This window comes from Halosimplex aquaticum, from assembly GCF_028747785.1.
Classification (GTDB): domain Archaea; phylum Halobacteriota; class Halobacteria; order Halobacteriales; family Haloarculaceae; genus Halosimplex; species Halosimplex aquaticum.
In genome coordinates this window covers 77,453-102,347 of record NZ_CP118160.1, presented here as the reverse complement: position 1 = coordinate 102,347, position 24,895 = coordinate 77,453, and the positions used below count along the sequence as shown (strand labels likewise).

Annotated in this window: 27 protein-coding genes and 4 pseudogenes; 11 read left to right on the top strand and 20 right to left on the bottom strand. The window is 58.2% G+C overall.

Translation table 11 applies throughout. The features are described from left to right. Positions 1–67: 67 nt before the first annotated feature. A pseudogene (locus tag PSC72_RS25110) lies at positions 68–1,332 on the top strand (RNA-guided endonuclease InsQ/TnpB family protein). Positions 1,333–1,403: 71 nt separating this feature from the next. Here PSC72_RS25110 and PSC72_RS25105 read toward each other — a convergent pair. From PSC72_RS25105 to PSC72_RS25090, 5 genes and pseudogenes are all read right to left on the bottom strand, one after another. Beyond that, complete coding sequence (locus tag PSC72_RS25105) at positions 1,404–1,625, bottom strand: hypothetical protein (protein ID WP_248652990.1); 222 nt, start codon at positions 1,623–1,625, stop codon at positions 1,404–1,406. Between the two features lie 71 nt (positions 1,626–1,696). Then, the gene (locus tag PSC72_RS25100) at positions 1,697–2,368 is read right to left on the bottom strand and encodes a helix-turn-helix domain-containing protein (RefSeq protein WP_248652989.1); all 672 of its coding nucleotides are present in this window, start codon (positions 2,366–2,368) and stop codon (positions 1,697–1,699) included. 40 nt (positions 2,369–2,408) lie between these two features. Next, a pseudogene (locus PSC72_RS25760) lies at positions 2,409–2,582 on the bottom strand (DUF7389 domain-containing protein); the annotation flags it as partial. A 15-nt stretch (positions 2,583–2,597) separates the two neighbouring features. Further along, positions 2,598–3,914, bottom strand: a complete 1,317-nt coding sequence (locus tag PSC72_RS25095; RefSeq protein WP_248652988.1) for an RNA-guided endonuclease InsQ/TnpB family protein — start codon at positions 3,912–3,914, stop codon at positions 2,598–2,600. 262 nt (positions 3,915–4,176) lie between these two features. Continuing rightward, positions 4,177–4,581 carry a DUF6166 domain-containing protein gene (locus PSC72_RS25090; protein WP_248652987.1) on the bottom strand — a complete coding sequence of 135 codons (405 nt, stop codon included), beginning with the start codon at positions 4,579–4,581 and terminating at the stop codon, positions 4,177–4,179. Between the two features lie 122 nt (positions 4,582–4,703). On the opposite strand from PSC72_RS25090, the pseudogene PSC72_RS25085 reads away from it, so the two are divergent. Then, positions 4,704–6,064 (top strand): annotated as a pseudogene (locus PSC72_RS25085) (restriction endonuclease). A gap of 37 nt (positions 6,065–6,101) precedes the next feature. Here PSC72_RS25085 and PSC72_RS25080 read toward each other — a convergent pair. The 8 genes and pseudogenes from PSC72_RS25080 to PSC72_RS25045 all read right to left on the bottom strand — a co-directional run bounded on the left by PSC72_RS25080 (position 6,102) and on the right by PSC72_RS25045 (position 10,515). Beyond that, the gene (locus tag PSC72_RS25080; RefSeq protein ID WP_274326370.1) at positions 6,102–7,052 is read right to left on the bottom strand and encodes a MarR family winged helix-turn-helix transcriptional regulator; all 951 of its coding nucleotides are present in this window, start codon (positions 7,050–7,052) and stop codon (positions 6,102–6,104) included. Positions 7,053–7,096: 44 nt separating this feature from the next. Then, positions 7,097–7,522, bottom strand: a pseudogene (locus PSC72_RS25075) (hypothetical protein); the annotation flags it as partial. Positions 7,523–7,569: 47 nt separating this feature from the next. Then, positions 7,570–7,857, bottom strand: coding sequence for an amphi-Trp domain-containing protein (locus PSC72_RS25070; protein ID WP_274326369.1), 288 nt, complete (start codon positions 7,855–7,857; stop codon positions 7,570–7,572). 66 nt (positions 7,858–7,923) lie between these two features. After that, positions 7,924–8,319: a DUF7567 family protein gene (locus tag PSC72_RS25065; RefSeq protein WP_274326368.1), complete on the bottom strand. Its 396-nt coding sequence runs from the start codon at positions 8,317–8,319 to the stop codon at positions 7,924–7,926. Positions 8,320–8,396: 77 nt separating this feature from the next. Beyond that, entirely contained in the window at positions 8,397–8,762 is a 366-nt protein-coding gene (locus PSC72_RS25060; RefSeq protein ID WP_274326367.1) for a DUF7568 family protein, read from the bottom strand. Positions 8,763–8,765: 3 nt separating this feature from the next. Further along, a complete protein-coding gene (locus PSC72_RS25055; RefSeq protein ID WP_274326418.1) occupies positions 8,766–9,257 on the bottom strand; it encodes a hypothetical protein in 492 nt (163 codons plus the stop codon). Positions 9,258–9,361: 104 nt separating this feature from the next. Further along, complete coding sequence (locus PSC72_RS25050; protein WP_274326366.1) at positions 9,362–9,778, bottom strand: hypothetical protein; 417 nt, start codon at positions 9,776–9,778, stop codon at positions 9,362–9,364. Positions 9,779–9,852: 74 nt separating this feature from the next. Continuing rightward, positions 9,853–10,515, bottom strand: a complete 663-nt coding sequence (locus PSC72_RS25045) for a DUF6735 family protein (protein ID WP_274326365.1) — start codon at positions 10,513–10,515, stop codon at positions 9,853–9,855. A gap of 204 nt (positions 10,516–10,719) precedes the next feature. Between PSC72_RS25045 and PSC72_RS25040 the strand changes: the two genes are divergently transcribed. Beyond that, positions 10,720–11,208, top strand: a complete 489-nt coding sequence (locus PSC72_RS25040; protein WP_274326364.1) for an Lrp/AsnC family transcriptional regulator — start codon at positions 10,720–10,722, stop codon at positions 11,206–11,208. 81 nt (positions 11,209–11,289) lie between these two features. Continuing rightward, complete coding sequence (locus PSC72_RS25035) at positions 11,290–11,541, top strand: HalOD1 output domain-containing protein (protein ID WP_274326363.1); 252 nt, start codon at positions 11,290–11,292, stop codon at positions 11,539–11,541. Between the two features lie 297 nt (positions 11,542–11,838). Here the strand turns inward: PSC72_RS25035 and PSC72_RS25030 are convergent, their stop codons facing one another. The 3 genes from PSC72_RS25030 to PSC72_RS25020 all read right to left on the bottom strand — a co-directional run bounded on the left by PSC72_RS25030 (position 11,839) and on the right by PSC72_RS25020 (position 13,525). Continuing rightward, positions 11,839–12,225, bottom strand: coding sequence for a hypothetical protein (locus PSC72_RS25030; RefSeq protein ID WP_274326362.1), 387 nt, complete (start codon positions 12,223–12,225; stop codon positions 11,839–11,841). Between the two features lie 91 nt (positions 12,226–12,316). Beyond that, positions 12,317–12,505: a hypothetical protein gene (locus PSC72_RS25025; RefSeq protein ID WP_274326361.1), complete on the bottom strand. Its 189-nt coding sequence runs from the start codon at positions 12,503–12,505 to the stop codon at positions 12,317–12,319. 138 nt (positions 12,506–12,643) lie between these two features. Continuing rightward, a complete protein-coding gene (locus tag PSC72_RS25020; protein ID WP_274326417.1) occupies positions 12,644–13,525 on the bottom strand; it encodes a biosurfactant protein 1 in 882 nt (293 codons plus the stop codon). Positions 13,526–13,660: 135 nt separating this feature from the next. Here PSC72_RS25020 and PSC72_RS25015 point away from each other — a divergent pair, with 135 nt between their 5' ends. After that, positions 13,661–14,212, top strand: a complete 552-nt coding sequence (locus PSC72_RS25015; protein WP_274326360.1) for a DUF7342 family protein — start codon at positions 13,661–13,663, stop codon at positions 14,210–14,212. Positions 14,213–14,219: 7 nt separating this feature from the next. On the opposite strand, the gene PSC72_RS25010 is transcribed toward PSC72_RS25015, so the two are convergent. From PSC72_RS25010 to PSC72_RS25000, 3 genes are read right to left on the bottom strand one after another with little or no spacing between them, the layout of a single operon-like run. After that, on the bottom strand, positions 14,220–14,675 hold the full coding sequence (locus tag PSC72_RS25010; RefSeq protein WP_248653120.1) for a hypothetical protein: 456 nt from the start codon (positions 14,673–14,675) through the stop codon (positions 14,220–14,222). Continuing rightward, a complete protein-coding gene (locus tag PSC72_RS25005) occupies positions 14,672–15,184 on the bottom strand; it encodes a winged helix-turn-helix domain-containing protein (protein WP_248653119.1) in 513 nt (170 codons plus the stop codon). Before PSC72_RS25005 ends, PSC72_RS25010 begins: the two co-directional genes overlap by 4 nt. Positions 15,185–15,228: 44 nt before the next feature. Continuing rightward, positions 15,229–16,188 carry a transcription initiation factor IIB gene (locus PSC72_RS25000; protein ID WP_248653118.1) on the bottom strand — a complete coding sequence of 320 codons (960 nt, stop codon included), beginning with the start codon at positions 16,186–16,188 and terminating at the stop codon, positions 15,229–15,231. Between the two features lie 221 nt (positions 16,189–16,409). Between PSC72_RS25000 and PSC72_RS24995 the strand changes: the two genes are divergently transcribed. After that, entirely contained in the window at positions 16,410–16,841 is a 432-nt protein-coding gene (locus PSC72_RS24995) for a group I intron-associated PD-(D/E)XK endonuclease (RefSeq protein ID WP_248653117.1), read from the top strand. Positions 16,842–16,880: 39 nt separating this feature from the next. On the opposite strand, the gene PSC72_RS24990 is transcribed toward PSC72_RS24995, so the two are convergent. Next, complete coding sequence (locus tag PSC72_RS24990) at positions 16,881–17,879, bottom strand: transposase (protein ID WP_274321708.1); 999 nt, start codon at positions 17,877–17,879, stop codon at positions 16,881–16,883. A gap of 113 nt (positions 17,880–17,992) precedes the next feature. Between PSC72_RS24990 and PSC72_RS24985 the strand changes: the two genes are divergently transcribed. From PSC72_RS24985 to PSC72_RS24965, 5 genes are all read left to right on the top strand, one after another. Then, a complete protein-coding gene (locus PSC72_RS24985; protein ID WP_248653091.1) occupies positions 17,993–18,394 on the top strand; it encodes a hypothetical protein in 402 nt (133 codons plus the stop codon). Between the two features lie 470 nt (positions 18,395–18,864). Beyond that, a complete protein-coding gene (locus PSC72_RS24980) occupies positions 18,865–21,318 on the top strand; it encodes an amino acid permease (protein ID WP_248653090.1) in 2,454 nt (817 codons plus the stop codon). After that, positions 21,319–21,882: a diadenylate cyclase gene (locus tag PSC72_RS24975; RefSeq protein WP_248653089.1), complete on the top strand. Its 564-nt coding sequence runs from the start codon at positions 21,319–21,321 to the stop codon at positions 21,880–21,882. 115 nt (positions 21,883–21,997) lie between these two features. Then, positions 21,998–23,335: a Trk system potassium transporter TrkA gene (gene trkA, locus PSC72_RS24970; RefSeq protein WP_248653088.1), complete on the top strand. Its 1,338-nt coding sequence runs from the start codon at positions 21,998–22,000 to the stop codon at positions 23,333–23,335. Next, complete coding sequence (locus tag PSC72_RS24965; protein ID WP_248653087.1) at positions 23,332–24,828, top strand: TrkH family potassium uptake protein; 1,497 nt, start codon at positions 23,332–23,334, stop codon at positions 24,826–24,828. Before trkA ends, PSC72_RS24965 begins: the two co-directional genes overlap by 4 nt. Positions 24,829–24,895 lie beyond the last annotated feature (67 nt).

Genomic DNA, 24,895 nt, shown 5'->3' with positions numbered 1-24,895 from the left:
GCCGGCAACGCCTGACCTATCAACACTAATCTATACCTTTACAACACCTGGGTCCGTCGATTAAGGTATGGAGAAGTCGCTCACGAAGACACTCGTCTTCCAACTCCAACCCAAGAAAGAGCGACTTCTCTCCGACGCGTACCACGAAGCCCGATGGGTGTACAACCAGGCCATTCAATTAGCGAAAGATGGGGTGGACTGGGACGACATCTCGCCACGTCTTGAAGACGAAGCTGACCTTGTAAAGAACACCACCCAACGCATCATCGCCAAGGCATTTGATGCACTTCAGCAGTTCTACGACCGCGACGACTACAATATGCCCAGTCACGAGAAAACTGGACCGTACCCGTTGCGGATGAACTTCACTGAAGGCTACACCCTCACACTCAAAGACAGCGAGATACACTACCGTATTAGTGCTAAGCCGTACAACCCGGTGGACGGCACGCTTCGTGGCGCACCCGATACCCTCGAACTCCTCAAACAAGCCCTCGAAAGTGACGAATGGCGAGTCGGAACCGCTGAAGCGATGGCTCGTAACGGCAACCACGAACTCCACGTCAACGTCACCCATCTCAAAGCTACAGTTCAAGACAAACACGACGCTCAAACCGTCGTGGGAGTGGACATCAACGAGGACTGTATAGCACTCGCTGCGCTCCACGAAGACGACATCATTGACTCCGTGGTCATTGATACCCGGAAATCAAGCAAGAGCGCCACCGATACTTCACGATGCGGAAACGAATGCAGAACGCGGGGCAGACAGCGTTTGACTGCGTGTTCGAGGACAAGGAAGAACGATACATTCACGACCAACTTCACCAAGTATCCCGACGAACCGTGGAGTGGGTTCAGCACTTCGAGTCGCCGCTTGTTGTGTTTGAAGACCTCAAGCACATGCGAGACTCGATTGACTACGGCACTCGGATGAACCGTCGGTTGCACTCGTTGCCGTTTCACAAACTCCGTTCCTTCGTTGCGTACAAAGCGGCGTTCGAAGGGATTCCGAGCGATGACATCGACCCGGCTTACACCAGTCAAGCGTGTTCTTTTACGGGGTGTGAGCATACGGCTCGGTCGAATCGTCGGAAGAAGCGGTTCAATTGCAAAGCGTGTGGTCGGCAAGACCACGCTGACCGGAACGCGGCAGTGAATATCGCGAAGAAAGGATTGGAGGAACTGAATCGAAATGTGCCTGTTCTCAACAGCCTTCCCGTTGTTCGGAAGGTGCGACGGCAGGCATCGGGGGCCGTGGACGCCCCGACCGTGACCCACCCGACTGTTCGAGGCTATCAGGCCGATGGTCGCGTGGGAGTGTCCGACTAACCCACGGGAAGCCTCGGGCTTGACCCCGAGGCAGTTCACTAAGGCTCCGACAGACATCCCCGAATGTTCCGTTAGTCGTCCTGTGAGCGGATTTTGCTGGCCCGCTGTTCAAGTCGGCGGAGGATCTGGATGCGCTGCTGATTCGCGTTCTCGTAGGCGACGCAGGCTCGGAGTGTCTCCATGTTATGAATAGTCGCGATACCAGCGTTGATGAGTCGGGTGTTTGGTGGTTCGAGACGCTGTTCCGGTGTGAGACCGTCTGGTTCGACGGATAGATTCGATGAGTCGCTCATTTTGTTCGCCTCTGCCCTCTCAAGGCGACAAAAACAGCTGCTAGGCCACTCCCGGTCGAAGAAATTCCTTGTCAGAACTCTACGTTAGTTGGACGGTAGTTCGCGTCAGTGTCGACGCTGTCGTACATGCGGCCGAGCATGTCGAGTGCTGACTGGAAGTGCGCGTAGTGCTCGTTTGCGAACGCCACGGTTTCTTTGAGTGGGATGACGGGCCGTCCGTCGACCATCTCGGCCTCGATCTGTGGCCGCGGCTCGAAGATCACCTGTATCGAACCATCGAGGTCGTCAGCGGACTGACGCTCCTCTGCAGTCGGGATCCTGAACCGGTCGAAGAATGCCACCCAGGCGTCGAGGTCGGACTCCTGGACGGCGATGAACAGCGGATAATCCCCCGGGTCGCGAGCAACCTGGTAGCCACCGCGAGTCCAGACATAGACCGCATCGATGCCGGTATAAGCATACTCCATCCCCGCGAATTGCGGGAGGACGTACGCCTCTGAGATCGACGGTGGCGAGGTGTCTGCTGCCGCCTTCAGGAACTCGAGACCGGCGTCTCGGATTGTCTGATCGACGAGATGGAGTCCATCGTCGTACGCGACGTATCCCGCCTCCTCGAGGCGATGCACGACGCGACGGATCGTCTCCCGATTCTCGTCGGTCTTCCGTGCGACGCCTGAGATGGAATCGCCCGGGTCAAGCGCGAGGATGACCTTGAGTTCCTTCTCACCGCACACTTCGTACATTCTATGGTTACACAATTCTGTGCAATAGTCAAAAAAAGTACTATTCGTGTGGGTCGGCTGGCTGGATCTGGCGAGTGTCCTCAGCGAGGTCGTGGATATACTCGCGGAGGGTTTCCATATCCTCGCGGGCGTCTTCAAGCGTCTTACCCTTCACTTTGGCCGTAATCTTGTCTTGGTCGCGGGTGCCAGTACCGCGAGTGAGTTTGACGGTGAGTCAGTAACCCACGACCTAAGCCGTGGGCTTGTCAGTGGACTCCCCTTCTGACTCTGTAATAGAGTAGGCATGGAACTCGCCATTCAGGTTCAACGTCCCTGACGTCAGCGCACACTGACAGGGTGCGCCTCCACTCGAAGACGTCTGCCCCGAGTGGAGTCGCTTCATCAGTTTCCAAGCAATGTTCTTACTCGCGTTATAATCCGCGTTCAGTTCGTACGCGCACTTCTGACACGCGAACTGGTGCTTCGACCGTCGATTAGTCTCGTGGGTAAACCCACACGATGAACACCGCTGAGACGTGTACGCCGGACTCACCTGCTCAACCTCGATGCCAAACATCTTTGCTTTGTATTCGACGTATTGGTGCAGACGACGGAACGCCCACGCGTGGAATCGCTTCGCACCAGCCATCCGCTTGCGAATATCTGTCAAGTTCTCGAACGCGATATGTGTACAGCCGCGGTCACGAGCTTCTTCGAGAATCTGAGTCGAAGCCTGATGCAATTTGTCTTGCATCCAGCGATGTTCGCGGTCGTTCATCGACTGAATCGCCAGGTGCGCCGATCGCGTCCCCGTCCGTTGCATCGAACCGCGAGTCTTCTCGAACTCTCGGCGTCGATGATTCATCTCGTTGGCGTTTCCGATGAACGCGCCCGTTGAAGTTACCGCGAGCGAGCCGTCCACGTTCAGGTCCACGCCAAGGACTGTTCGGTGCTTGGCGTCCTCAGGACGCGACACGTTCTGATGAACGTCGGAAGAAGGAGTTGTAGACTGTTCTTGCTCGTCGTGTTCGACTCGGCGCATCCGCGCATGGAGATAAAACGACTCTGAATGGCGGTCGTACTGCAACGTGGACATTCGAAACTCGTAGTCCTCGTTCAGTAGATACTCGCCAATCGGTGTTCCATCTGGATTGTTAGGAATCACGTAGTCGCACTCAACACGACCGTTCACCGTTGAAAGGGAGACGTGGTCGCGGTGGAACGTCGCAGAGCGTTTGTCATAGACGACGCTCCACGCATCGAAGTGTGGTTGACTCGTGTTCTCACCTTTTTTGAGGCGAGCGACACCGCTTTTCGTGGCCTCGATCGCGCGTCGAATCCCCTTCTGTACGAGGTTCGCGGTCAACTTCGTCTCGCCACGGAGTCGTTCGTAGAGGGCTTTCTCAGCTTTCTGTTTTGAGGTTATACAGTAATCGTCCGGGTGTCTCCACGCCCACTTTGCTGTAGTGTTCGCACAGTGGAGGAACTGGTCTTTGGTTTGATGGAGGTCCTCGCACCGTTTGTCGGGGACGTCGAGTTTGACTTGGACAGTGCGAATCACCTCCATCCGTGGTTCACATATTAGACTAATTCTTTATAATAACTTGGATTAAAATGGGGAGTTGACCTGCGACCGCTCTTGGTTTGTGGAGAGGGTTGTCGGATTTCTATCACGGCTAAAGCCGTTGGCTTCCTCCTTGGAGTTCTGTGAGACGCCGACATCGCTTCGCTCGACGTACTCGGTTGGTGCCTGACGCTCACTCTGCGGCGATTCTGCGCTCGTACGAGGTTGCTGGGTGTGTTCTGACATTGATAGGTCTCTGTGATCGTTAGTTGACGGACGGTGCGACTGGATCGTCGACTATCTCACGAAGGGTTGTATCTATCTCGTGTCCGGTGAGTCGCCAGCAGTTGTCGGGTTCTGTACACTCTAGCTGGCTCACCACTTCGGTCTTGAACGCCTTGTACTCCGCCAGTGCCACCTCCTCATTGTCAGTGTAATCGAGCAGGAGGGCGAGTGCGAGTTGCGCCGGCCCACTCCCACCATATCCCCATTCAAAGCCCGAAGGACTGTGATTCGCCAGCTCGAGACTCCGATCTGGCGTGAGCTGTTCTTGGTCCGATTGCTTCTCGACGATGGTGCGGCCTCGACGACGGTAACCGACGTAGATGACGTCGGGATCAGCCGAGGTCCGTGACTGTACGCGCGAACGTGGGTCGCTGATTCCACTCATAGGTTGGTTCGCGGGAGGCTCGTTTGATCACCCCCGCACCCCTCTCGGGGGTTCAAAAACAGGGCGGGGCTGCGTTCGGCAACGTATTTGACAGTTGCAACGTACTGTCCAGGTATATCGGAATGGCTGTACTGGACGATCTCTCAGGGTTTGAGTTCGAGGACGTGATAGAGGACGTCTTCCGAAATCTCGGGTACGAGAACGTCCGTCAGGCCGAGCGAACCGCCGACGAGGGGCGGGACGTCATCATGGAGGAGGTCGTCGACGGCACCCGGTGCGCGATCATCGTGGAGTGCAAGCACACGGGGACGGTCGGGCGACCAGTCGTCCAGAAGCTCCACTCGGCGATCGCGACGTCCGACTTCGACGGCCCGAAACGCGGGATGGTCGTCACGACGGGTCGGTTCACGAATCCCGCTCAGGAGTACGCCCAGCGTCTCCAGCAGAGCGATGATCCCCATCCCATCGAGTTGCTCGACGGCGAGGACCTCCGGGAGATCGCCGACGAGATCGGTCTCGATCTCTACAACGGCCGCATCGAGATCCTCTGTGACGAGACACTACGGCCGTACGACCCGGCGGCGGATGTCGACGCACCTGTCCAGGAGGCGTTCCGCGACATCGAGCACATCGAGGCCGCGAATCTGCCGGTGCCGCGCTCGCAGGTAACGTTTCGGCCGGTGGTCGCGATCACCGCCGACACGAACGCTGTCTTCGAGACCTCCGTCGGTGTCATCCACCGGATCAACGACCGTACACAGTTCGTTGTCCACGCTGAACGCGGCCATCCGAAGGTGGCCGATGACGATGTCTCGACGCTGGTCACCGAGAACTTCCACGCGACGGTTCCCCTCGATACCGGGCAGCTTACCGAGGTATTCGACGACGTCGAGGAACGACGGTTCGGCCAGACCCAAACGGAGTACAAGGAGTGGGCTGTTGACCGCCTCCAGGACTACCACACGACGACGGTGACCTACACCGGCGACAACAACGTCACCTACAACAAGACGTGTGAGCCGAATCTCTCGGACATCTCAGTGCAATCGATTGAGCCGGTGTATCTACCTGAGGTTCGGCAGACGACAGAGATTCTGGAATACTCGTATCCATACGAATACTATGCTGCTGGCCCCTCACGGGTCACTCTGGAGGACGGGATTCATCGGTGCGTCCACTGCGAAACGAGCGGCGTCGACGAGACGTACACCTACTGTCCGAAATGCGGGGCGATCGCCTGCAACACCCACATCAAGACCGAACGGCTCGAAGGGGAGCCGGTCTGTACCGGCTGTGCAGTGACTGAACGGTTCGCGCTGCGAAGTACTTCTACGACGAGGAGAACCTCGAGGCGTTCCGAGAGGAGTACGCCGAGATGCCACTCCACGAGAAGGCAATGGAGAACAAGCTGCTGGCTGGCGGGAGTGTGGTTGCGACCCTGTTAATCGTCCTCGGCGTTCTCGTGATCGGCGGCATCATCTAATCCGTCGCAATTTTCCGCGGGGCTGCGGGCGTTGTTGTTACGAGACTCCGTACTGCTCTTTGAGTGCCATATATTTGTCCTTCTTTGGAAGGATGACTGGCAGATCATCTGTCCTGTCGTAGTCACCCTGAAGTGGCCGATACAACGCGTCCACAGTAGGTTCCAGGTCGTACCACCGTGCGGTCTCGATGAGTGCTTCTTGATCGATATCTTGCGTCTCGATCAGCAGCATCGAATAGCTGACCCGTCGGGATCCGCTATCGAGAAGGAGCGTATGGCACACGGCTTCAGCAGGCGTTAGCTCCTCGTCTGGAGCATACCAGAACGGAGGCTCGCCGGCGAGGAAAAACTGTAGACCATACGCTGCAAACCGGCCCAGTCCGGTCATCTCCCAGCCTGGAGCTGCTTGGAGCGCGTCCGTATCCTCAGCGGTCTGTACGCGGACGAGGGATCGCTTCGGATCGCACCACGCGATCGTGGCGCTGGGGGCGATTTCCCGGACTCGTGCTCGATGTTCGTGCTCTATGGCGGCCCGAGCGAACTCCAACAGCGGCGAGACCTCGTCCCGGAGGGCGTACTTCGGATCGGATCTGGAGAGTAATGCTCGGTGCTTGAGCGGTGATAACGCGCTGTGGACACCTTGTCGGGTGATTCCAAGCCGGTCTGCGATATCAGCGATGTGTCGTGGCCTATCGAGATACCAACACACGCGGAGGGTGGCTGGGGAGAGCAGTTCCGTCCAGTCTACGTGGCTGAACTCCGACTGGAGCGTTCGATACGCTTCGGCGACGGGATGTCCCGCGATGCGGACTCGACGCTGATTGCTGGGGCCACGGTTTTCTGCGAGCAATCCCGCTGCGAGCAATTCGTCGAGTACGTCGTACAAATGTTCTCGTGAGTACTCGGTTTCAGCCGCGAGTTCCTTCGGTGTTGCTTCACGGCCGGTACTCAGCGCGTCAAGCACGGCGAGTCCGGCCTTCGTAATCATCTGGGTCTTTCTAAATCCTAACTATATAAATACGATTTGGGATTTTACTTGACGACTGCTTCGTCCCGAACCAGTTCTGTGAGCGCGTCCTCAAGCGACCCGTAGAACTGCCAGCTGGCCTGCTCGAAGGCCTCGTCCGTTGGGCCGTCTCAGCGGGGGAACACGGAGTGACCGCTCACTTTGACTGTCCACTCGGTCGGCTCGTCGAACGGGTTCTCCGTCGGGAGTTCCACGACGTAGAGGAACTCCTCGTCGCCGTGAATGCCGTCAGCTGGATCCTCGACTCTGTGGCCCAGCAGGAACAGCGGCTGGTCGAGGTGCTCCATGTTGGACGGCTCAAGGAGATCCGCTGGCTGAGCCGCGTCGATCGTTCGCTCTGGGTCGTCATCCAGATAGAGGCCGACCGTCGAGAGCTTGTCGAGGAACACGAACGTCGCCGCCGTGTAGCCCGGTCCCCGCTCGGCACGAGTGCGCCGGCGCCCATCACCGGCGCACCACAAACACTGATGCCAGCTACTTACTCGATTTCCAGATTCCCCGTTCCTCCTTCAGCACTCTCACTGTTCTCATCCCATTCGAGTTCGAACTCGATGCTCAGCTCTCCAGGGCCATCGGCCGGCCCTTCCCGTTCGGCTTTGACTTCGAATGTCGGACGTTCGGGAGGGTCCATTGTGACGGACTCTGCCCCCGTCTTCAGGGTGATCGAATCTCCCTGTTCGAGTTTTTCGGCGACGCTCCGGAGGTACGACGCGATTTCGTCTCGGCTCTGGGCACTCTCAGATTTGAACAGGCCTTCTTCAGGCATACACTCTTACCTACACCCCCTACTCGAATAAGTGGCCCTCTCACTCTCACAACGAAAATTTTCTCGTTACGCTAGGTGAGAGACCTCCGAAGGTTCCTCGACGTCGGCGAACTCTCTGCGCTCGACAGGTATCCAGTCCACATCTGGCTTCGGACTCCACCAGTCGACCTGGTACGCGCCCGGTGCGCCGAGGACCTTCACCCGCGCCGATCCATCCGGAAGATCGCGACGGAGTTTCTCGTCGACGTGGAGATTCCAGGTCGTGGCGGTATTAAAGCAGGCGAGAACGGCCTCTTCGTAGCCGCGTGATTCCCGTGACTCTTGCAGTTTGACCTGCGTATTGCAGTTCTTGCAGAACACTCCCTCGAAGGGAATGTGACGGAACACCTCGTGCCCGCAGACCGGACACCAGAGGAACTCGAATAGTGCTTCGCTGTGGCGGTCGATGACTTCCAGACTCATCTGTGGATCTGGCCCAATTGAGACGGGCCACCCATTCCGGCCGAAAATAAACGTCACCGAAGATACGTTCCCACCAGTCAGCGCTCGGCGCCGTACACGATTCGCGAGGGCGTTTCGTACCCACAGCTCCGACACTCAAACCAGCGCTGAATCTTCGCGCAGTCAGCTGTTTTCCCACCGATTGCCACGTCGCTGTTCGGACACTCGGGACAACTCAGTTCGGGCGCTGGCCGTGCCCGGAGTTTGTCACGGAACGATTTCGCGTCCTTCGTCTCGTACCCCCGCGACCACACTGGGTAGCCGTCGACGAGGATTACGCCACGCCATTTGTAGCGGTACGAGTCCGGTACTCGGTGTAAGACAGCCCGAGCTCCGGTCTCGGTATTCCGGTATGCGAGTGTGGGCGTGCGGCTCTCGCGCTTCCAATTTGTGATCCGGGACATCTGTTAGAAGTGGACGTCGGCGGGCACGATCCAGAGCTCTTCGCTCTCCTCCAGCACTCGATCCAGCTGCTCACGGTGACGGATACCGTTCGCATATTCGTTGTACAGGAAGATCGTTGGCCCGTCGTAGGCGCCGACCTGGTGGAACGCGTGCCGAGCGAGATCTTCGTCGCGCATGATCTCCCCATCGGAAAGTTCGTCAAGTACCTCCCTCACCCGGTCGAGGTTGCGCTCGAACTCCTCTTTCGTCGCCTCCCAGCCACGCTCAAGCAGGTCCTGGCCGTCATCGGAGTCGACAGGGGCCGCGGTCGGCAACTCACCCCATCGCGCCTTCCCCGCAACGGACGTGTCCTTCTCGTCGAAGGTCACATAGTAATCGAAGACGGCGCCGGCGTGTGGGTCCGCGCCGACCAGGCGGTCGAACACCGTCTTTCCGGTGGCCAGGGCGTCGTCGTGCGTCGATGCCTCTACGAGGGCGTAAATCACCATATGCATCTCGAACACCTCGAAACGCCGACGAACCGGGTTTCGTTGCTCGCACCAGCTGCGCCGGCACCCATTGCCGGCGCTCGAAAAACTCTCCTCGTGACGGCGGATTCTCAGGATTCGTCCGCTCGTTCGACAGTGATGGTCAGGTCGCCCGATTCGTAGTCGGCCTCGAAGTCGACCGCGAACGCGTCCGACTCGTAGGCGGCGTGGTAAGCACGGTGGCGTGCGAGCGAGCCAGTTGCCTTGAAGTGGAAGAACGCGGCCGCCGTGTAGGGCTTGCTCTGTGTTTCGACCTGTGACTCGACGGAAGCGGGAAGCGCGATCTGGGGCGTCTCTGTGTCGATACTCGCAGCGAACTCCTTCGCTTCCTCGACGGTTGCTTGCGAATGTGCCGGTGTCTCGCCGGTCAGCACGTTCACCGGGGTTTCCGTCTCGTCGGTGAACAGGACGTCTTCGAAGGTGTGTGTCCCGAGGATCGCCTCGGGATCCAACTCGCAGTCGTGAAACGGATCGTCGTCTGAGGTCATCGAATCACGAGCCTACGGCGGGGCTCACCCATTCCGACCCCTGAAAAACAGCAGCTGCCACGAAGCAGATCGAACTAGGAGTGGTTCAGGCTCGCCTTCTCGAAGGGTGACTCTCCGGTCGGAATGAGCAGCTCCTGTCGGTCTCCGACTCGCTCGGCCAGCTTCCGTTTCAGGTACTGCCTCGCCGTCGACGGCGTGAAGACACCCTTGTCGAGCATGTCGCCGACGACGTCTTTGAGGGCCGCGAACTGTCCCTGCAGGTGGCCGTCGCCGACCGGCTCGCCGTCGTACCAGCGCACCGTCGCGAGCGCGCCGTTCCCAACCGTCTCTCCCTCTTTGACCGTCTCCGAGTCGTACTGGAGCCCGAACCACAGCGTCCGATAGGCGGTCACCTCGAACGTCGTCGACACCACGAAGAACGCCTCGTGGTGGAGATAGTCGAGATGGTCAGCGACGATCTCGTCGAGGGTGAGCCCGGTAGCGCGGGGCTTCGGCTCGACGACCGTCGACGGTCGAGCCTCGCCGGCGAGGTAGCCGTCGACGGCTTCTGCCTCGAGGCCATCGGCAAGCTCTGCGAGGAGCTGTTTCGCCCACTTGGAGTCGGTGTCGTCGCCACCGAACGGCGACTCAGCCGAGATTCGGTGCTTGAGCTTCAGGTTCGCTGCGCCCCAATGGCTGTAGTGGAGCGTGTACTGTCCGTCTGTGCGTTCATACGCAACGAGTGCGCGGTGTCCCATCGAGCAATCACCTCACGGGGCGACCGCGACTGGATCGCCCCGCACCCCTCCCGGGGGGACGAACAACGCTACCAGTAGTGCCAGCGGGGCTTCTTTATTCGGGATGAGTCCTGAAATTGGGGCGGCTAAATCGGCAAGTAAAGGTGGTATACTGAGCGAATCAAGGGAAACCCCTTGTTGGTGGCTCCCTTACGGTCCTTGTCCATGGCCTCAGAGGAACTTGATTCGGTTGACAAAGGCATCCTGTATCTCTTACAGAAAGATGCCAGGAATAACACGACGAACGCCATCGGGGAACAGGTCGGCGTCTCGTCCAGTACGGTCGCCAATCGCATCAATAAGCTCGAAGAGGGCGGCGTTATCACGGGGTATCACCCGACGATAGACTACGAGCAAACGGGGATGGGCCATCACTTGCTCGTCATTGCGACGGTTCCAATTGATGACCAAGAGGAGATCGTTGACGACCTCGTTCGCGTCCCTGGTGTAGTAAGCGTCAGTGAGTTATTAACGAATAACGCAAATCTCTCAATTGAGTTAGTCGGGCAGAACAAGCAAGAGATCGAGAAGAGTATCGGTGAGATGAGTGAGTTGGGAGTCGATATCGAGCGCCTGGATATGCTGAAGCGGGTTCGAGCGTTTCCCTACAATCACTTCGGAGAAGAATTCACGAACGAGGACGATACTGGCTGATTTCCAGACCTTATTTAAGTCCCTGTGGTTATTATCAAATACCCGATATGTTTATCCGATGCGCTGGCCTAGTCGTTTCCGATGAGCCAGGTTCAGACCATCGAGACAGATGAGCGGAGCGTGAGTCAGGCAGTCATAGATGCAGTAGCTGCCGTGGAGGATACTCCACCTACGGAATTAACGCCGCCACTATACGACGTAGTTGACCCCGAGGCGTTGGACAAAGTGTTCGCTGGGAAGGCATCTCTGGGGAAGGTGGTGTTCAACTACAACAGTTACGAGGTTAGTGTGGATGCCGATGGCCATGTGGCCGTCAAGGACCACAGTGGATAGCGACCGTAGTGAAACCATGAACCGTTCTGGAGAGCAGGAACATCCGTTTCCTTCCCCTCAATCAACAATCGAATGTACCGACTGTGAAAGTGAGGATGGGAAAGTAACTAAAGTAACATACGAGACTGGGAAGATCTATCGGGCACCCGTTTGCGAGGACTGCATTATAGAGTACGTTATGAATTCGAATGTTGCTGAAATCGACCGTGTACGGCTATCCTGAGATATGGTCTGTAAACAATCTGTACTGACCGGCTGTTTCAGCCCTCATCATGGATAAAGAAACCGTATCGACAACTACTCCCACTCGTCGATCGGGTTGGGGGAACTGAGGTCCGCGTGGAGGACTTCGCCGTCGCGAACGACGTACCGCTTGGCCAGGACCGGGAAGCGGCACTTGGTGAACCCCGCCGTCTGGATATCGAACTCTTCGTCGGCTTCGAGGTGGTTGGCGAGTTCTCGCAGGAATTCGTGGGTCACGATGCCGCCCTCGTAGTCCGGGAGGCCGTTCTCCCGCGCCTCGTACACCTCGAAGTCGTCGTAGCCCCAGATGGTGAGCTCTCCGTCTTCGGTAACCTCCCAGTCGAGCGTCCCGAAGCAGTAGCTCTCACAGAGCTCGCGGACTGCCTGCGGATCCGATACGATCGCGCCGGTCGATGTCGTCGAAGCTTGCAGTGTCGCCATGTCTGGACTTCACGGGGTCGCCCCCGCACCCCTGTCGGGGGCAATAAACCGATGCGAGAGGTGGTTCCCGAGGCGTGGCCGGCGACTCCAGTTAGGAGTCTGCGTGGGCGTTTGCCCCGGCTCTGTCGCCCGGCCGCGTGAGAAGGCTCACCTCTTCCAGGAGGTCTCTCGCGGTCTCAACTCGCTCTCGATCCGCGTCGTCCAATCGGTCGACGTCGAGTTGGTTGAGATTGCTGAGTATACGATGCATCCGGTAGCCCTGTTTGAACTCTTGCTCCATCGGAAGCGCCTCACCGCTCGCCGGCCCGGAAAGACTCCCCATCGAGACTGGCGTCGGACTTGCAGGAGCTCGTGGCCTTAACCAACGAACCTCGACGGTACTCGCAAGTTGTTGGTTAATCGATGCTCAGCACTGGGGCTACTCGAGACTGGGTCCGTAGCGAGCCGAGCCACACACCCGACACTCCCAGATCGGTTGCCCCGTCCACGCTTCATCCGGGACCGACTCGTGGGTCTTGAACCGATGGTCGGTCGCCTGTCCACAGTTTTGACAGTCGAGTTCCTGCGTCGTCGGTACCGACGACTCCTGCCGATCAGCCCCAGCTTCGCCGGCGGATTCGGTCAGCGCTATCGCTGGAACCAGCCACACCGCGTCGTCGGCGTCGTCGAGGACCGCGTCGAGACGCGACGCGTCGCGGATGCCGTCCCCACGCTGGTCGTAGAGCCGCGTCGGGGCCTGCTCTTGACGCTCCGATGCTCCCTGCCCGTGCCATCCAGTCCGGTCACGGGCGGCACTGAGAAGCCGCTCTCCCTCCTCTGACGACACCTGTACCGCGTCGGGAAGTGAGGGCCATTGTTCGGCCAGCTGGCGCGCCGGCGCCTCGTCAAGGTCGTAGATGAGCGTGTAGTCGTCGACGGCCGGCTCCGCCTCTTTGGCGGAGAGGAGGTTCGCCGCCGCGCCGCCCTTCGCGACGGCGCCGTAGAACGTGGTCGACTCGACGACCAGGTGGACGATGCCGAGGACCGTCGTCGACGCTGACTCGTCCGTGCCAGTCGGGTCACCACCGAGATGGTTGGCGAGACAGAACCGGCATTTCGTCTGGTCGTCTGGGACTGACGCCCCACAGGACCGGCACTCGCCGTCGGTTACCGTCGGCGCATCAGGGTAACCACCAGAGCCCGTCGCGACGCGTTGCCGTCGGGGGTCACCTTCACACCCGCCGTTGACCTTCTCGTCCGGAATGTGGGACGCCTCGCCAGTCGGCCGCAGTTCCTCAAAGTCAGAATATTTGTAGTGCATCGGTTGGCTCATAGCTTCTGTCGGTCTCGCATTTCAATGTCCGGACGACTATGCTCGTAACATACTCTTGATTATACAAGAGTGTACAAACATATACGCGAATACGGCACGACCCTGTTGCAAGAGGTGCTAAGCATGTCGGAATCCCCACGGAATGGCGTCCAGTCGTGGACTGAGTCGATGAGCGCTCGCGACCGTATTCGAGCGGTCGTCGAGACGCTCCGCGAACCGTGGTCGGTCAACTGGATCAGCGAGCAGGCCGACGCCGCTTGGAGTACGACCAACGATGAACTCCAGGATGTCGTCGACCAGGGCCAGCTGCGCCGCGTCGAGGCCAGCGAGACCACGCGCTATCAGCCGGACTACACGCGACTGCTCTTCGAGGAAATCCGCACGCTCATCGACGAAAACACCCGCGAGGAGCTCCGCAACGAATTGGCCGCGATTACCGAGGAGATCGAGGAGTGGCAGGCGACCTACGACGTCGAGACGTGGGAAGAGCTCGAACAGTCGCTCGCCGACGGTGACCTTGCAAGTGCGGAGCTCCACGAGCGCCGTGAGGTGATCACGCGGTGGGAGGAGAATCTGGAAGACCGTCGCCTCATCAAGCACGCGTTGGCGCTCTACTCGGATGTCGAAGCCGCTCGTGAGCAGATGATGGACGTGGCTGACCGCGCCATCCGCTAATCCCGTCTCACGGCGGGTTTGAGGCGCTATTCAGCTGCTCTATGTCGTTATCCTCGTACGCTGCCCGCCACATCGCATGAACTGCACGCGTCACGAGTGACACCTCGGTCACGTCGATACAGGACGATTCGGCGTCCGTTGTTGCGGCTTCAGGCGGCCGGTGGAAATGGATTTCGGGAGAGTGTGTATTTGGGTGGCGATCGAAGCGCCAATTGACGTCGTCGCTATCGACGTAATGGAACGAGTACATCCCCCATTCGCTCCATTGGATATCGAGTCGAGCGTTCTCGGCGTTGCCAAGCCCGTCGCTGAGACTGATCTGCAGTTCCGTGGGGGCGACGACGTCGTCGTACGCTGTTTCGTCTACAAGCGGTTCGAGTTCGAGCCAGAGGTCACGAATCCGCTGGAGTGCCGGAAGATAGATTGGTCCGAACTCGCCGGCGCGGTCGTCGTCGTCGCTCATACAGCGAGCTGGTGGCTGGCCTCGTCGTAGGCGAGTGCTGCTTGGGCAACGGCGAGATTCTGCCGCGTCGTTCGCCACGCGGTGAGATCGTCCCAGCCCGCTGTCTCGTCGGCGTCGAGTTGCTGGGCGAGTTCCTCGGGTGAGACCACATCGTAACGATCCTCGTAGCGCCGGATCTCAGCCTTCATCTCCTGGATGCTGTCGAGCAACTCTGGCCGATTGACTTCCTCACGCAGCTCACGGATCCGGGACATCAAAACCCGGTCGCTATTGCGCTTATACAGCGTTGTTTGGCCGTCCTGTTCCGTCTCGGCGAACCCGGTGTTCACGAGCGTCTTGCAGTGGCGACGCGCCGTCGGCTCGCTCACGAGCGCTCGATCGGCGATCTCGGCGGCCGATTGCCCATCGTGGGTCTGTTCGACGATTTCGTACACCCGCTCGAACGGCGTGGTATCGTCTTTCCACTCCGCTTTGACTTGCTCGTTGACGTCGTCCCACGTCTCGGTCATACTGGGGTCTACACGGTCGAGAAACAAATAGTTTCCTGAGAAAATTATCTAACGGCCGTATTTGTACAGGGGCGTTGTCGGGCTACTTGTTCCTCTAGTGTCTGGTGATGCGTCCGGACAGTTGTTGGCGTGACGTTCCCGGACTCGGCGACGTCACTTTGCGTCAGCCATCGGCCTTCTTCGCGACCGGCCTTGTAGAGACAAGCCGCTGCGAACCCAGCCGGATGGACACCCGTTGTGACGCCGTGCTCCTCGGCCTGCTCCGCGAGCGTTCGGGCCCGTTGACGGATCTTGTCCGGACACTCGAGGTCCGAGGCGAGTCGCGGCACGAACATACTGGGGGAGACGGGCTCGGCAGGGAGCCCCAACTCTTCGTTCAGCACCTTGTACGCATTCGTGACTCGCGACTCCGCGACGCGGGCCATCTCACTGACCTCGCCTACCAACCGCGAGAGGCCGTTGCACCGGCAGGCTCCGTACACGCTGGCCGCGGCGATGGCCTCGATGGACCTGCCACGAAGCAGATCCTCGTTCTGGGCGCTCCGGAAGAGCTGACACGCCTGGTCATGAACCGAATCGGAGAGGCCGAGGGCACTTGCTAAGCGGCGCACCTCGCCCAAGCCGTGTGCGAGATTCCGTTCCGCTTTCGATCGCCAGCGACCTCGGGTCTGCTCACGGCGCATCCGGGCGAGTCGCCGTCGCTTCTGTCCGGAGAGTTCGTTCCCGTTCGCGTCGGTGCCGTAACCGATTTCCGTCGACAGGCCGCGATCGTGGCGAGCCGCAGTAAGTGGGGCGCCGGTTCGTTCGCACTCCTCGTCGTCGTACGCCCGCCACTCCGGCCCGTGATCGATACGCTGCTCGTTGATGACCAGCCCACAGTCCTCGCAGACTGTTTCGACCGCGTTCGTGGTGACCCGGCCGTCGCACTCGGGACACTGGTTCGCACTTGATTCCGTTCGGACGTCTTCGTCGAATCCGCTTTCGTAGATGTCTCTGGTTGCCATCGTTCTCACCGTGTTCAGGGAACTCGCCAGTTCGGCGCGCCCCTCACCTATCGAGGGGTCAATAAACGCTATCGAGTACGAATATGGATTCAGCTGGATTGTGGCTCAGACGACAGTACTTGAGTTACTGCGGTGTCCCTCATCTCGATAGAGTTGGACACTCCTCGAAGTGGGGACTAATTAGACGTACTTTTCTGTAGTAGTACTGCCAGTAGGTTAGTATGGATTTGGAACGAGGTTGGCGGGGTGATGCATCAGAAGCCTTAGTCGCCGCAGACATTCTTCGAAATGGGTATGGCGTAGCTTATCCCCATGGTCATGAGCAGAAGTACGACCTGATAACCGACGTTGAGTGGGGGCTGTTACGAGTTCAGGTAAAGACGGCGAGCGATTATGATAAATACCGTTACGAGTTGGAAATCTCTCCAGAGCGGTACCCCGATGGTACCGTTGATATATTCGCTGGTGCCATCCACGAAGAGGGTACGGCAATATACGTCCCTGCTCACGAAATGGGAAAGACGCAACGTGTGAATTTCAATCCGCCAGAGGAAATGCCCAGTGATTGGCATCGGGAACAGGCGAACCTGCCCGGAGATTTCTCTATAGATGAGGCTCTCCTTAAAATTCGAGAGGTGACCGACTCTCAGTGACATGCGTATCTGATAAACGAGGGTGTCATAGAATCCATCTCATACCGTGATGACGGTGCTTCCCGGATTGTCACCTCGTTCGTAGTTGGTGACGGCGACGACGAGTCGAACGCAGAGCGCAAGGAACACCTGCGCTCGGGCGTGGACGCGGCCTCGGGCGCGTAGCGTCCCGAGGCCGCAGTCCTTGACCGCATCGTTCGTTCGCTCGACCTGACTCCGGCGGTTGTACGTCTCGTCTAGGATCGACTGTTTGAGCTGAATCTCGTCACTGTGTTTCTCGATGCGGTCTTCGACTCTGTACTTGATATTGAGCGGATCGTCGGTGTTTCGCGGGTTGTACGGGGCGATTGGCACGACTCCTGCGGTCAGCAGGAGGTCGTGCCAGTCGAGCGTGTCGTAGGCGCTGTCACCGAGCATCCAGATCGGCTGGGCGACGGCGAGCGCGTCACGGGTGACGCGCATCGCCGTCTCTTCTGCGGCTTGTTTGCTCTCGGTGAACTCGGCTGCAATCGGGATCTTTGCGCCGGTTGAGACGATCGTACAGCCGTAGCCGTAATAGTACTCCTCAGCGGTTGGGTCGTAGTTCTTCGACGCATCTGGGTCGGATGGCATCGCTCGCACGTCCGTCGAATCGATTCGGTAGGTCATGTCGAGCAGGCCGCGGGCGGCGGCCTGCTCGACGAGGTGGTCGAAGACTTCGTCGACGACGTGTTCGAGGTCGGTGAGGAAGCGATCGACCGCGTCTCTTGAGGGCGGTCGATCGAAGCCACAGCTGAGCCAGACGACCGTGTTCTGGAGTTCTCGTGTGACCGGGCGAATGCCGTAGATGTCCTTGTAGTAGCAGTGGAGGAACGCTCGGAAGAGTTCTGGTGGGTGGTGGTCTCGTGTTCGCCCCCGGCGAGCGGGGGCGAACACGTCGAACTCGCTGAAAAAGTCGAACTCAAGATGCTCGAACAACGCGAGCGTCTCGGTAGCCACGACATTGAAGAACTCGTCGATAGAACCCTCTTCTTGCAGGGTGCTGGCGCTCGTAGACACAGTTCCAACACCCTGCGTCCTCGTGTGTGAGGCTTTCTATGACACCCTCTGTTACAAGCTGTTTTAAACACGGGATGTGAATTCGGTCTCGATAAGCGGAGTCTCAACCAGATATGGAACCGCCCCGGTCAAGAGTCGTTGAGATCGCAACCCTCCTCGAGAGATATCTCGCGCTCTCCGTCTATATCGGCGTTCGAGGAATGATATTTTTTGGGAGCTGGTTTATTCTGTATACCATTATTGGACTATTTGTAAAAATGTCTGGGTGGTTCGACCCACCGTATCCTCCATTATCACTGGAATCTGACCCATTCTTCGTCATCGGAGGCGCAATTGTGGGGTTATTCGTCGTTCAGAGTGCTGGTTCGTTCTTGCTGTATCATTTCCTCGTTGGGGTCGAGGACGAGAAGTCAGAGTTCGCAGTCCTGATGGGATTCATCAGTCTTGGATTCGGTGGCGCACTGCTTCGAGTGACCCTCCCTCCTGCGCTTCGAATGGTCTCAAGCATAGTATAATCCGGAATTAATTCGTATCCTCACCAATTGACGGTGAGGACCTGACTGGTATCAGACCACAACGTCTTTTCTCGGAGAAGTCGGAGGACCTACCAGTCATCTAATTGGACAGCCAAACTGTATTGGACTCCTGGCTTGAGCACTATGTTGGGACTCAAGAACGATTCCGTATGCTGCTCGGCAACGATGAGTGCTCTCTTCGCGGGTCAACCGAGGTGGGAACCCAATTCTCCAGTTCCTTTGCATACCAGGCCAGTGATCCTATCTCGTTCTGAGCCGTAGGAGTTGTTGAACTCTGTCACTCTCTGACACTTCATGCGTCTGGGACTTACGGAGATTCTCATAGGGCCATCCGACTTGATCACAGTATCGCCAGTCGCGTTGTCGGGGTATTGTCGCGTGGACTCTCGTTCTGGTCGCCGTAGGATGCAGTATTTACTTATTTATAACTGGCATACAGCCACGCTAGTATGGCCGATGATTCAATTTCGTCTTCTACTCAGGCAGGGGGTGGGCAAAGCGTAACCGAAGAACTCAATCCGGAAATCGGGCTCCTCGGCGCGCTGGCGATCGGCGTGGGGACGATGATTGCCGCTGGCATTTTCGTTCTGTCCGGCCTCGCCGTCGAAAAGGTCGGTGCCGTCGCTATCCTCTCGTTTCTTATCGCTGCGATAGTCGCCGCGTTCACCGCCGCCGCCTACGCCGAATTCTCCTCCATCTACCAGGAGAGTGGGGGCGGATACATGTACACCGCTAACACCTTCGACAACAATCTCACCTACATCATGGGATGGACGATGATTCTCGGCTATCCCGCGAGCGCCGCCTTCTACCTCGCTGCGTTCTCTGACTGGTTCTACCGGTTCATCTATCCCGCTCTGAGCATCCCCGAGGCAATTCCGTTCTGGGTCCCGGGAATCGTCATTCTCTCTTTGCTTGTGCTCGTCAATATGCGCGGCACAGAGGAATCCAACCAGTTCCAGATCATCGTCACCGGCCTGAAGGTCGCGCTGTTGCTGTTGTTTCTCTACGGTGGATTACAGGCGCTGGATCCGGCGGTCATCCAACAGTCAGTCACAGAGAACATTAGCGAGTTCGCCAACATCGGCCTGACCAGTGCCCTCGTGTTCATCACGTTCTTCGGCTTCTCCGCGATCGCCACCAACGCCGAGGAAATCAAAGACCCTGGTGACACTATCCCGAAAGCGATCTATCTCAGCATGGGGATTGTGACGGTCATCTACACGCTGGTCGTGCTGGTGATCGTCATCGCCGTCAACAGTGATGCCTTCGTTCAATTCCTCGCAGCGAATGTTGATCTCGGTGGCGTGGACGCCGCCGAATACATCGCTACCCATGGAGAGGTATCGATGGGGTACGCGGCTCGGTTCTTCCTCGGATTGCCCTACAACGCCGGGTTCTACGTGATTATCGTCGGGGCACTGTTCTCGATGCTGTCGGCTGCAAATGCGACGATCATGGCCGGGTCGCGCGTGAAACTGGCAATGAGTCGCCGGAACCACCTGCCACGAAGCCTCGAGGCGATTCATCCGAACTGGGGGACGCCGTACAAGACGGTGCTCATGACTGGGGGACTCATCTTCCTGTATATCTTCGTGTTCGCGGTGTTGTTCGGTGAGACCGGTGGCTCCCGCCCGCTGTTCGGTATACACCTCGGGATCGAGGGGCTCGCACAGTTCGCTAATTTCCTGTTGATCACTGGTCTCACGGTCGTCAACGTCGCGTTAGTCGTCAACCGTCGCAAGTATCCTGACATCAACCGTGGCTTCCGGGTCCCGCTGGTCCCGATCATCCCGGCGATTGCCGTCCTCGCTAACCTCGTGCTCATCGGAACCATCGTCACCGATACGGTCGGACAGTACGCCGTCGCACTCGGGGTTCTAGCGGAGGTTATCGGCGTGGGAATCTGGTTCGCCTGGAAGAGTCGGACACCGTCAGTCGAACAACTCGAGGAGGAGACACCGACGGCTGTCGCCGAATATACGGCTCCTGGTAACGGCTATCAGATTGTCGTCCCGATTGCGAATCCACGGAATGCACCCCAGTTAATGCGAACTGCGACGACACTCGCCAATGAAAACGACGGCGAAGTGCTCGTCATGAGTGCGGTCACTGTTCCCAACCAGACGCCGCTCTCGCGTGGACGTGAACGGACCGGCGAGAAGCGTGCCGTCCTCGACCAAGCGATGGATATCGCCGAGGAGGAGGGAGTTCCCGTCAGCGGGACGATCAGGATTGGCCACCACGCCGCCGACGCCATCATCAACACGGTCGCCCAGCACGGCAGCGACGCCGTCCTCGTCGGATGGGGTGGCGACCGGTCGAGCGATAGTGACGTCGTACTCGGCTCTGTCGTCGATCGTGTTGTCGCCGAAGCCGACTGTGACGTCTTCGTCGAGCGGATCGGGATAGAAGCCGACGGCGATCTCGATTCGATCCTGTTACCGACGGCGGGTGGCCCACACGCCGAACTGGCAGCCGAAACGGCCGCCGCGCTCGCCCGCGGAACTGGCGCGACAGTGACGTCCGCCTACGTCATCGACCCCGACGCGTCCGACGCGGAATACGAGCGGGCACGCTCGTTGCTCGCTTCGGCGACCGAGGCGTTCGAAACCGGTGGAGCATTCGAGACAACCCTCCTAGAAGGAGAAGACGTGGTGGCGACCTTGGTTGAGGCGAGTGCAGATCACGACCTCACCATCATCGGCGCGACGCGGGAAGGCGCGTTCCAGCGGTTCCTGTTCGGCACGATTCCGGAAACGGTCGCCATGCGAGCGTCTAACACGGTCATCATGGCCAAGCGGAACCTAGACGTGCGGTCGCGACTTCAACAGTCGATCGACATATTACGCGAGCGTCTGACTGGGCAGTCAAACACGATGGAGCAAGGTGGGGAGGAATAAATGTCCGAGCCGGATGCGGATCCGTTGCGCGTAGAGTACACGACAGTTGGTGAACTCATTGACTTCATCATATATGCGATCGAGGATATTAGTCTCGAATTCGAGAGGTGGGGCGAAGAGCACGTTCGGGGACCGGGGTTGTACTTCGTGGTCGTGGCAGGGGTGCATTCTGGCGCGTATGCGGACCCACTGGGCGAGAACGTCTGGCCGACCGAGACCTGTCGGGTCGTCACGGAGAATCTCGACGGATTCGTCCAGGCAGCGCGAACGGTCGGCCATTCACGTGACGGCGCGGTTGTCGTCAGTACGGACGGAACTATCCAAGAGCAGATGGTCCGGATCAAAAGTCCGAATTCCGACGAAGCGGAGGCGGCAGAAACGATTGAGTATGCTGACTGGATGGGAACGAAGCACTTGAGCGCAATCGAGGTGTCTGTCCGTGAAGAAGTGGTCGCGGCTGTGACGCTCAGTGAGGAAGACGGTCGCATGACACTCTTTGAGGATGGGGATTACAACGATTATCAGCGCGATGAGTTAGGTGGTGAGTGGCGTCCTTCGGGTTGATTCAGACTCTTCAAGAACATCCTTCCTTAGAAGATTCGACCCGGAATGTCGAGAACGACTTTTTTGTAGGGTTCGCCCTTTAGTCACGTCTAATGAGTACATTGAGGGAGAACCAATGCGTGTAATCGTAGTTGGGGCTGGTGAAGTCGGTTCCAATATCGCAGTCAGTCTCGCCGAGAGCCACGACGTCATCGTTATCGATGTTGACCCCGAGAAAGTTGATGAACTTACCTATTCGAACGACATCTTAGCGATAGAGGGGGACGGGACCTCGCTGGAGACACTCGAAAACGCTGGCATCGCCGAAGCAGACATGCTCATCGCCAGTACAGACGACGATGAGACGAACCTCGTCACCTGTGGAACCGCGAAAACAGTTGGTGGCGTCTTTACTATTGCCAGGACTCGAAATACGAACTTCTTCAAGACTTGGACAAAGTCGGAGGATGCATTCGGCGTCGACTTCATGGTCTCGACGAATCTCCTCACGGCGAATGATATCGTCCGCGTCGTCGGGCTCCCAGCAGCAATCGACGTCGACCCGTTCGCTGGCGGACTCGTCCAGATGGCCGAGTTCGAGGTGACAGCAGAAAGTGAAATCGCGGGACAGACCGTCGAAGAGGCGGATAAATTCGAGGCGCTCACGTTCGCTGCACTTGTTCAGGATGGCGACGTCGTAATCGCTCGTGGGCAGACGCGTATCGAAGCTGGGAACAGGGTGATCGTCATCGGCAGTCCAGAGAGTGTCCAATCCTTTTCGAGAACGGTTGCCTCACCTGAATCTTCAGATGAGGCCCGCAATATTGTCGTCGTTGGTGGGAGCGACATCGGATATCACACGGCTAAGCTACTCGAAGAGCGTGGTATCGAACCTCGTCTAATCGAACAAGATGCGGACCGTGGTCGGGAACTCGCCGAAGACCTCCCCGGAACAATCGTGTTGGAACACGATGCGACAGATACAGATTTCCTCGTCGGGGAACAGATCGATCGAGCGGACGCAGTCATCGCAGCGACCGACAGCGACGAAAAGAACCTCCTCGTCTCGCTGCTCGCACAGAACATTGGAGTTCAACGAACAGTCGCCGTTGTCGAGGAAGGGCAATACGCCGGCTTATTTGAGGCGATCGGGATCGACGTCGCAATCAATCCACGTGAAGCGACTGCAGAGGAGATCATCCGCTTTACACAGAAGGGCCAGGTCGAAAACCTCTCACTCATCGAAGATCGTCAAGCTGAGGTGCTGGAGATCGAGGTCGACGAGGAAAGCGTCCTCACCGGTCGACCGATCCGCGAGTGCGTTACCGAACTCCCATCCGACGTCGTCATTGGAGCGGTCACTCGCGATCAGGAGTTCATCGTTCCCCGCGGCGAAACCGTCATCGAACCCGGCGATCACGTCGTTCTCTTTGTGGCTACAGATGTCCTTTCTCCTGTTATGGATCTCGTATGAGGATTCGCGTCGATTGGCGGGTTAGCTGCCGACTGGTTGGAACGATTCTCAAGTGGCTGTGGGTGCCATTACTCTTCCCACTCGGTATCGCTCTCTACGACGGAACGGCACTGCTCCCGTTCGTCCTCCCGATATTGGGCACGGTACTCCTAGGATTCGGTCTCGAACAGCTAACCGACGAGCGTGACCTCCGTGCCCGGGAGGCGTTCCTGATGGTCTCGCTGACGTGGCTGAGCATAGCTCTCGTCGGTGCCGTCCCATTTCTGCTGGCTGGTGAAGGCACTCTTGCAGAACCTGTGAACGCGCTCTTCGAGAGTATGAGCGGCATCACGACTACCGGCGCGACGGTCATCGTGAATTTCGACCGCCACTCGCGGGCCATCCTCATGTGGCGAGCGGTTCTTCAGTGGCTCGGTGGGCTCGGAATCCTCGTGCTAGCGACGGCGGTCCTCTCCCAGTTATCCGTCGGTGGGGCGCAGCTCATGGAGACCGAAAGCCAGACCCAAGACGTCAACAAACTCACTCCCAAAATTTCGGAAACGGCTGCTCTTCTCTGGAAGCTCTATATCGGCCTGACCGGGCTCCAGGTGGCGGTTCTCTACGGGCTTCACTTGGTTGGATATGCACCGGAGATGACGTTGTACGATGCGATTGCGCACGCATTCACGACGATCGCGACGAGTGGCTTTTCACCCCGGGGGGACAGCATTGCTGCCTTCTCTCCTGCTGTGCAGTGGGTGATTATTCCGTTCATGGCAATCGGTGCAACCAGTTTCGTGTTACTCTACTTCGTCTTCCAAGGGAACTTCGACCGGCTCCGGAACAGCGACGAGTTTCGGTTCTACGTCGCGATCCTCGGGTTCTTTTCCCTCGGTGTTGGCGGGATGCTGTTCGCGAACGGCGGGCCATACACGAGCCTCGAAGAGATCGCTCGACACGCTATCTTCCAGGTTGTCTCAATCGTCACAACCACTGGCTACGCGAGCACGGACTTCAACCTCTGGTCGGCGGGACCCAAACACCTCCTGTTCGTCTGTATGTTCATCGGTGGAATGGCTGGCAGTACGACCTGTTCGATCAAGACGCTGCGCTGGTTGGTCGTCGTGAAGGCGTTTCGGCGCGACCTGTTTACGGCAGCTAGTCCAAGTGCGATTCGCCCAGTCCGACTGAGCGGATCCGTCATCGACGAAGAGACGATTCGGGATATCTATGCGTACACCCTCGTGAGTCTCGTGTTTTTCATCCTGGCGACGATTTTCGTCGTGCTCGACGCTTCTCGGGTACAATTAACGGTTTCTGAGTTTGAGGCGATGAGTGCTGCAGCAGCAACGTTCTTCAATATCGGACCGGCCTTCGGTATCGCAGGCCCACTCGAAAGCTACGAGCCGTTCCCGCGGTCGACGAAGCTCGTTATGACGTTCCTCATGTGGGTTGGACGGATCGAAATCATTCCGGTGCTGGTGCTATTGACGCCGTCCTACTGGCAATCGTGAAAAGCGTGGAGAAGCGGTACTAGTCCAGCTGCTTTCCACATCGAGGGCACAGACGGACTGAAGAGAG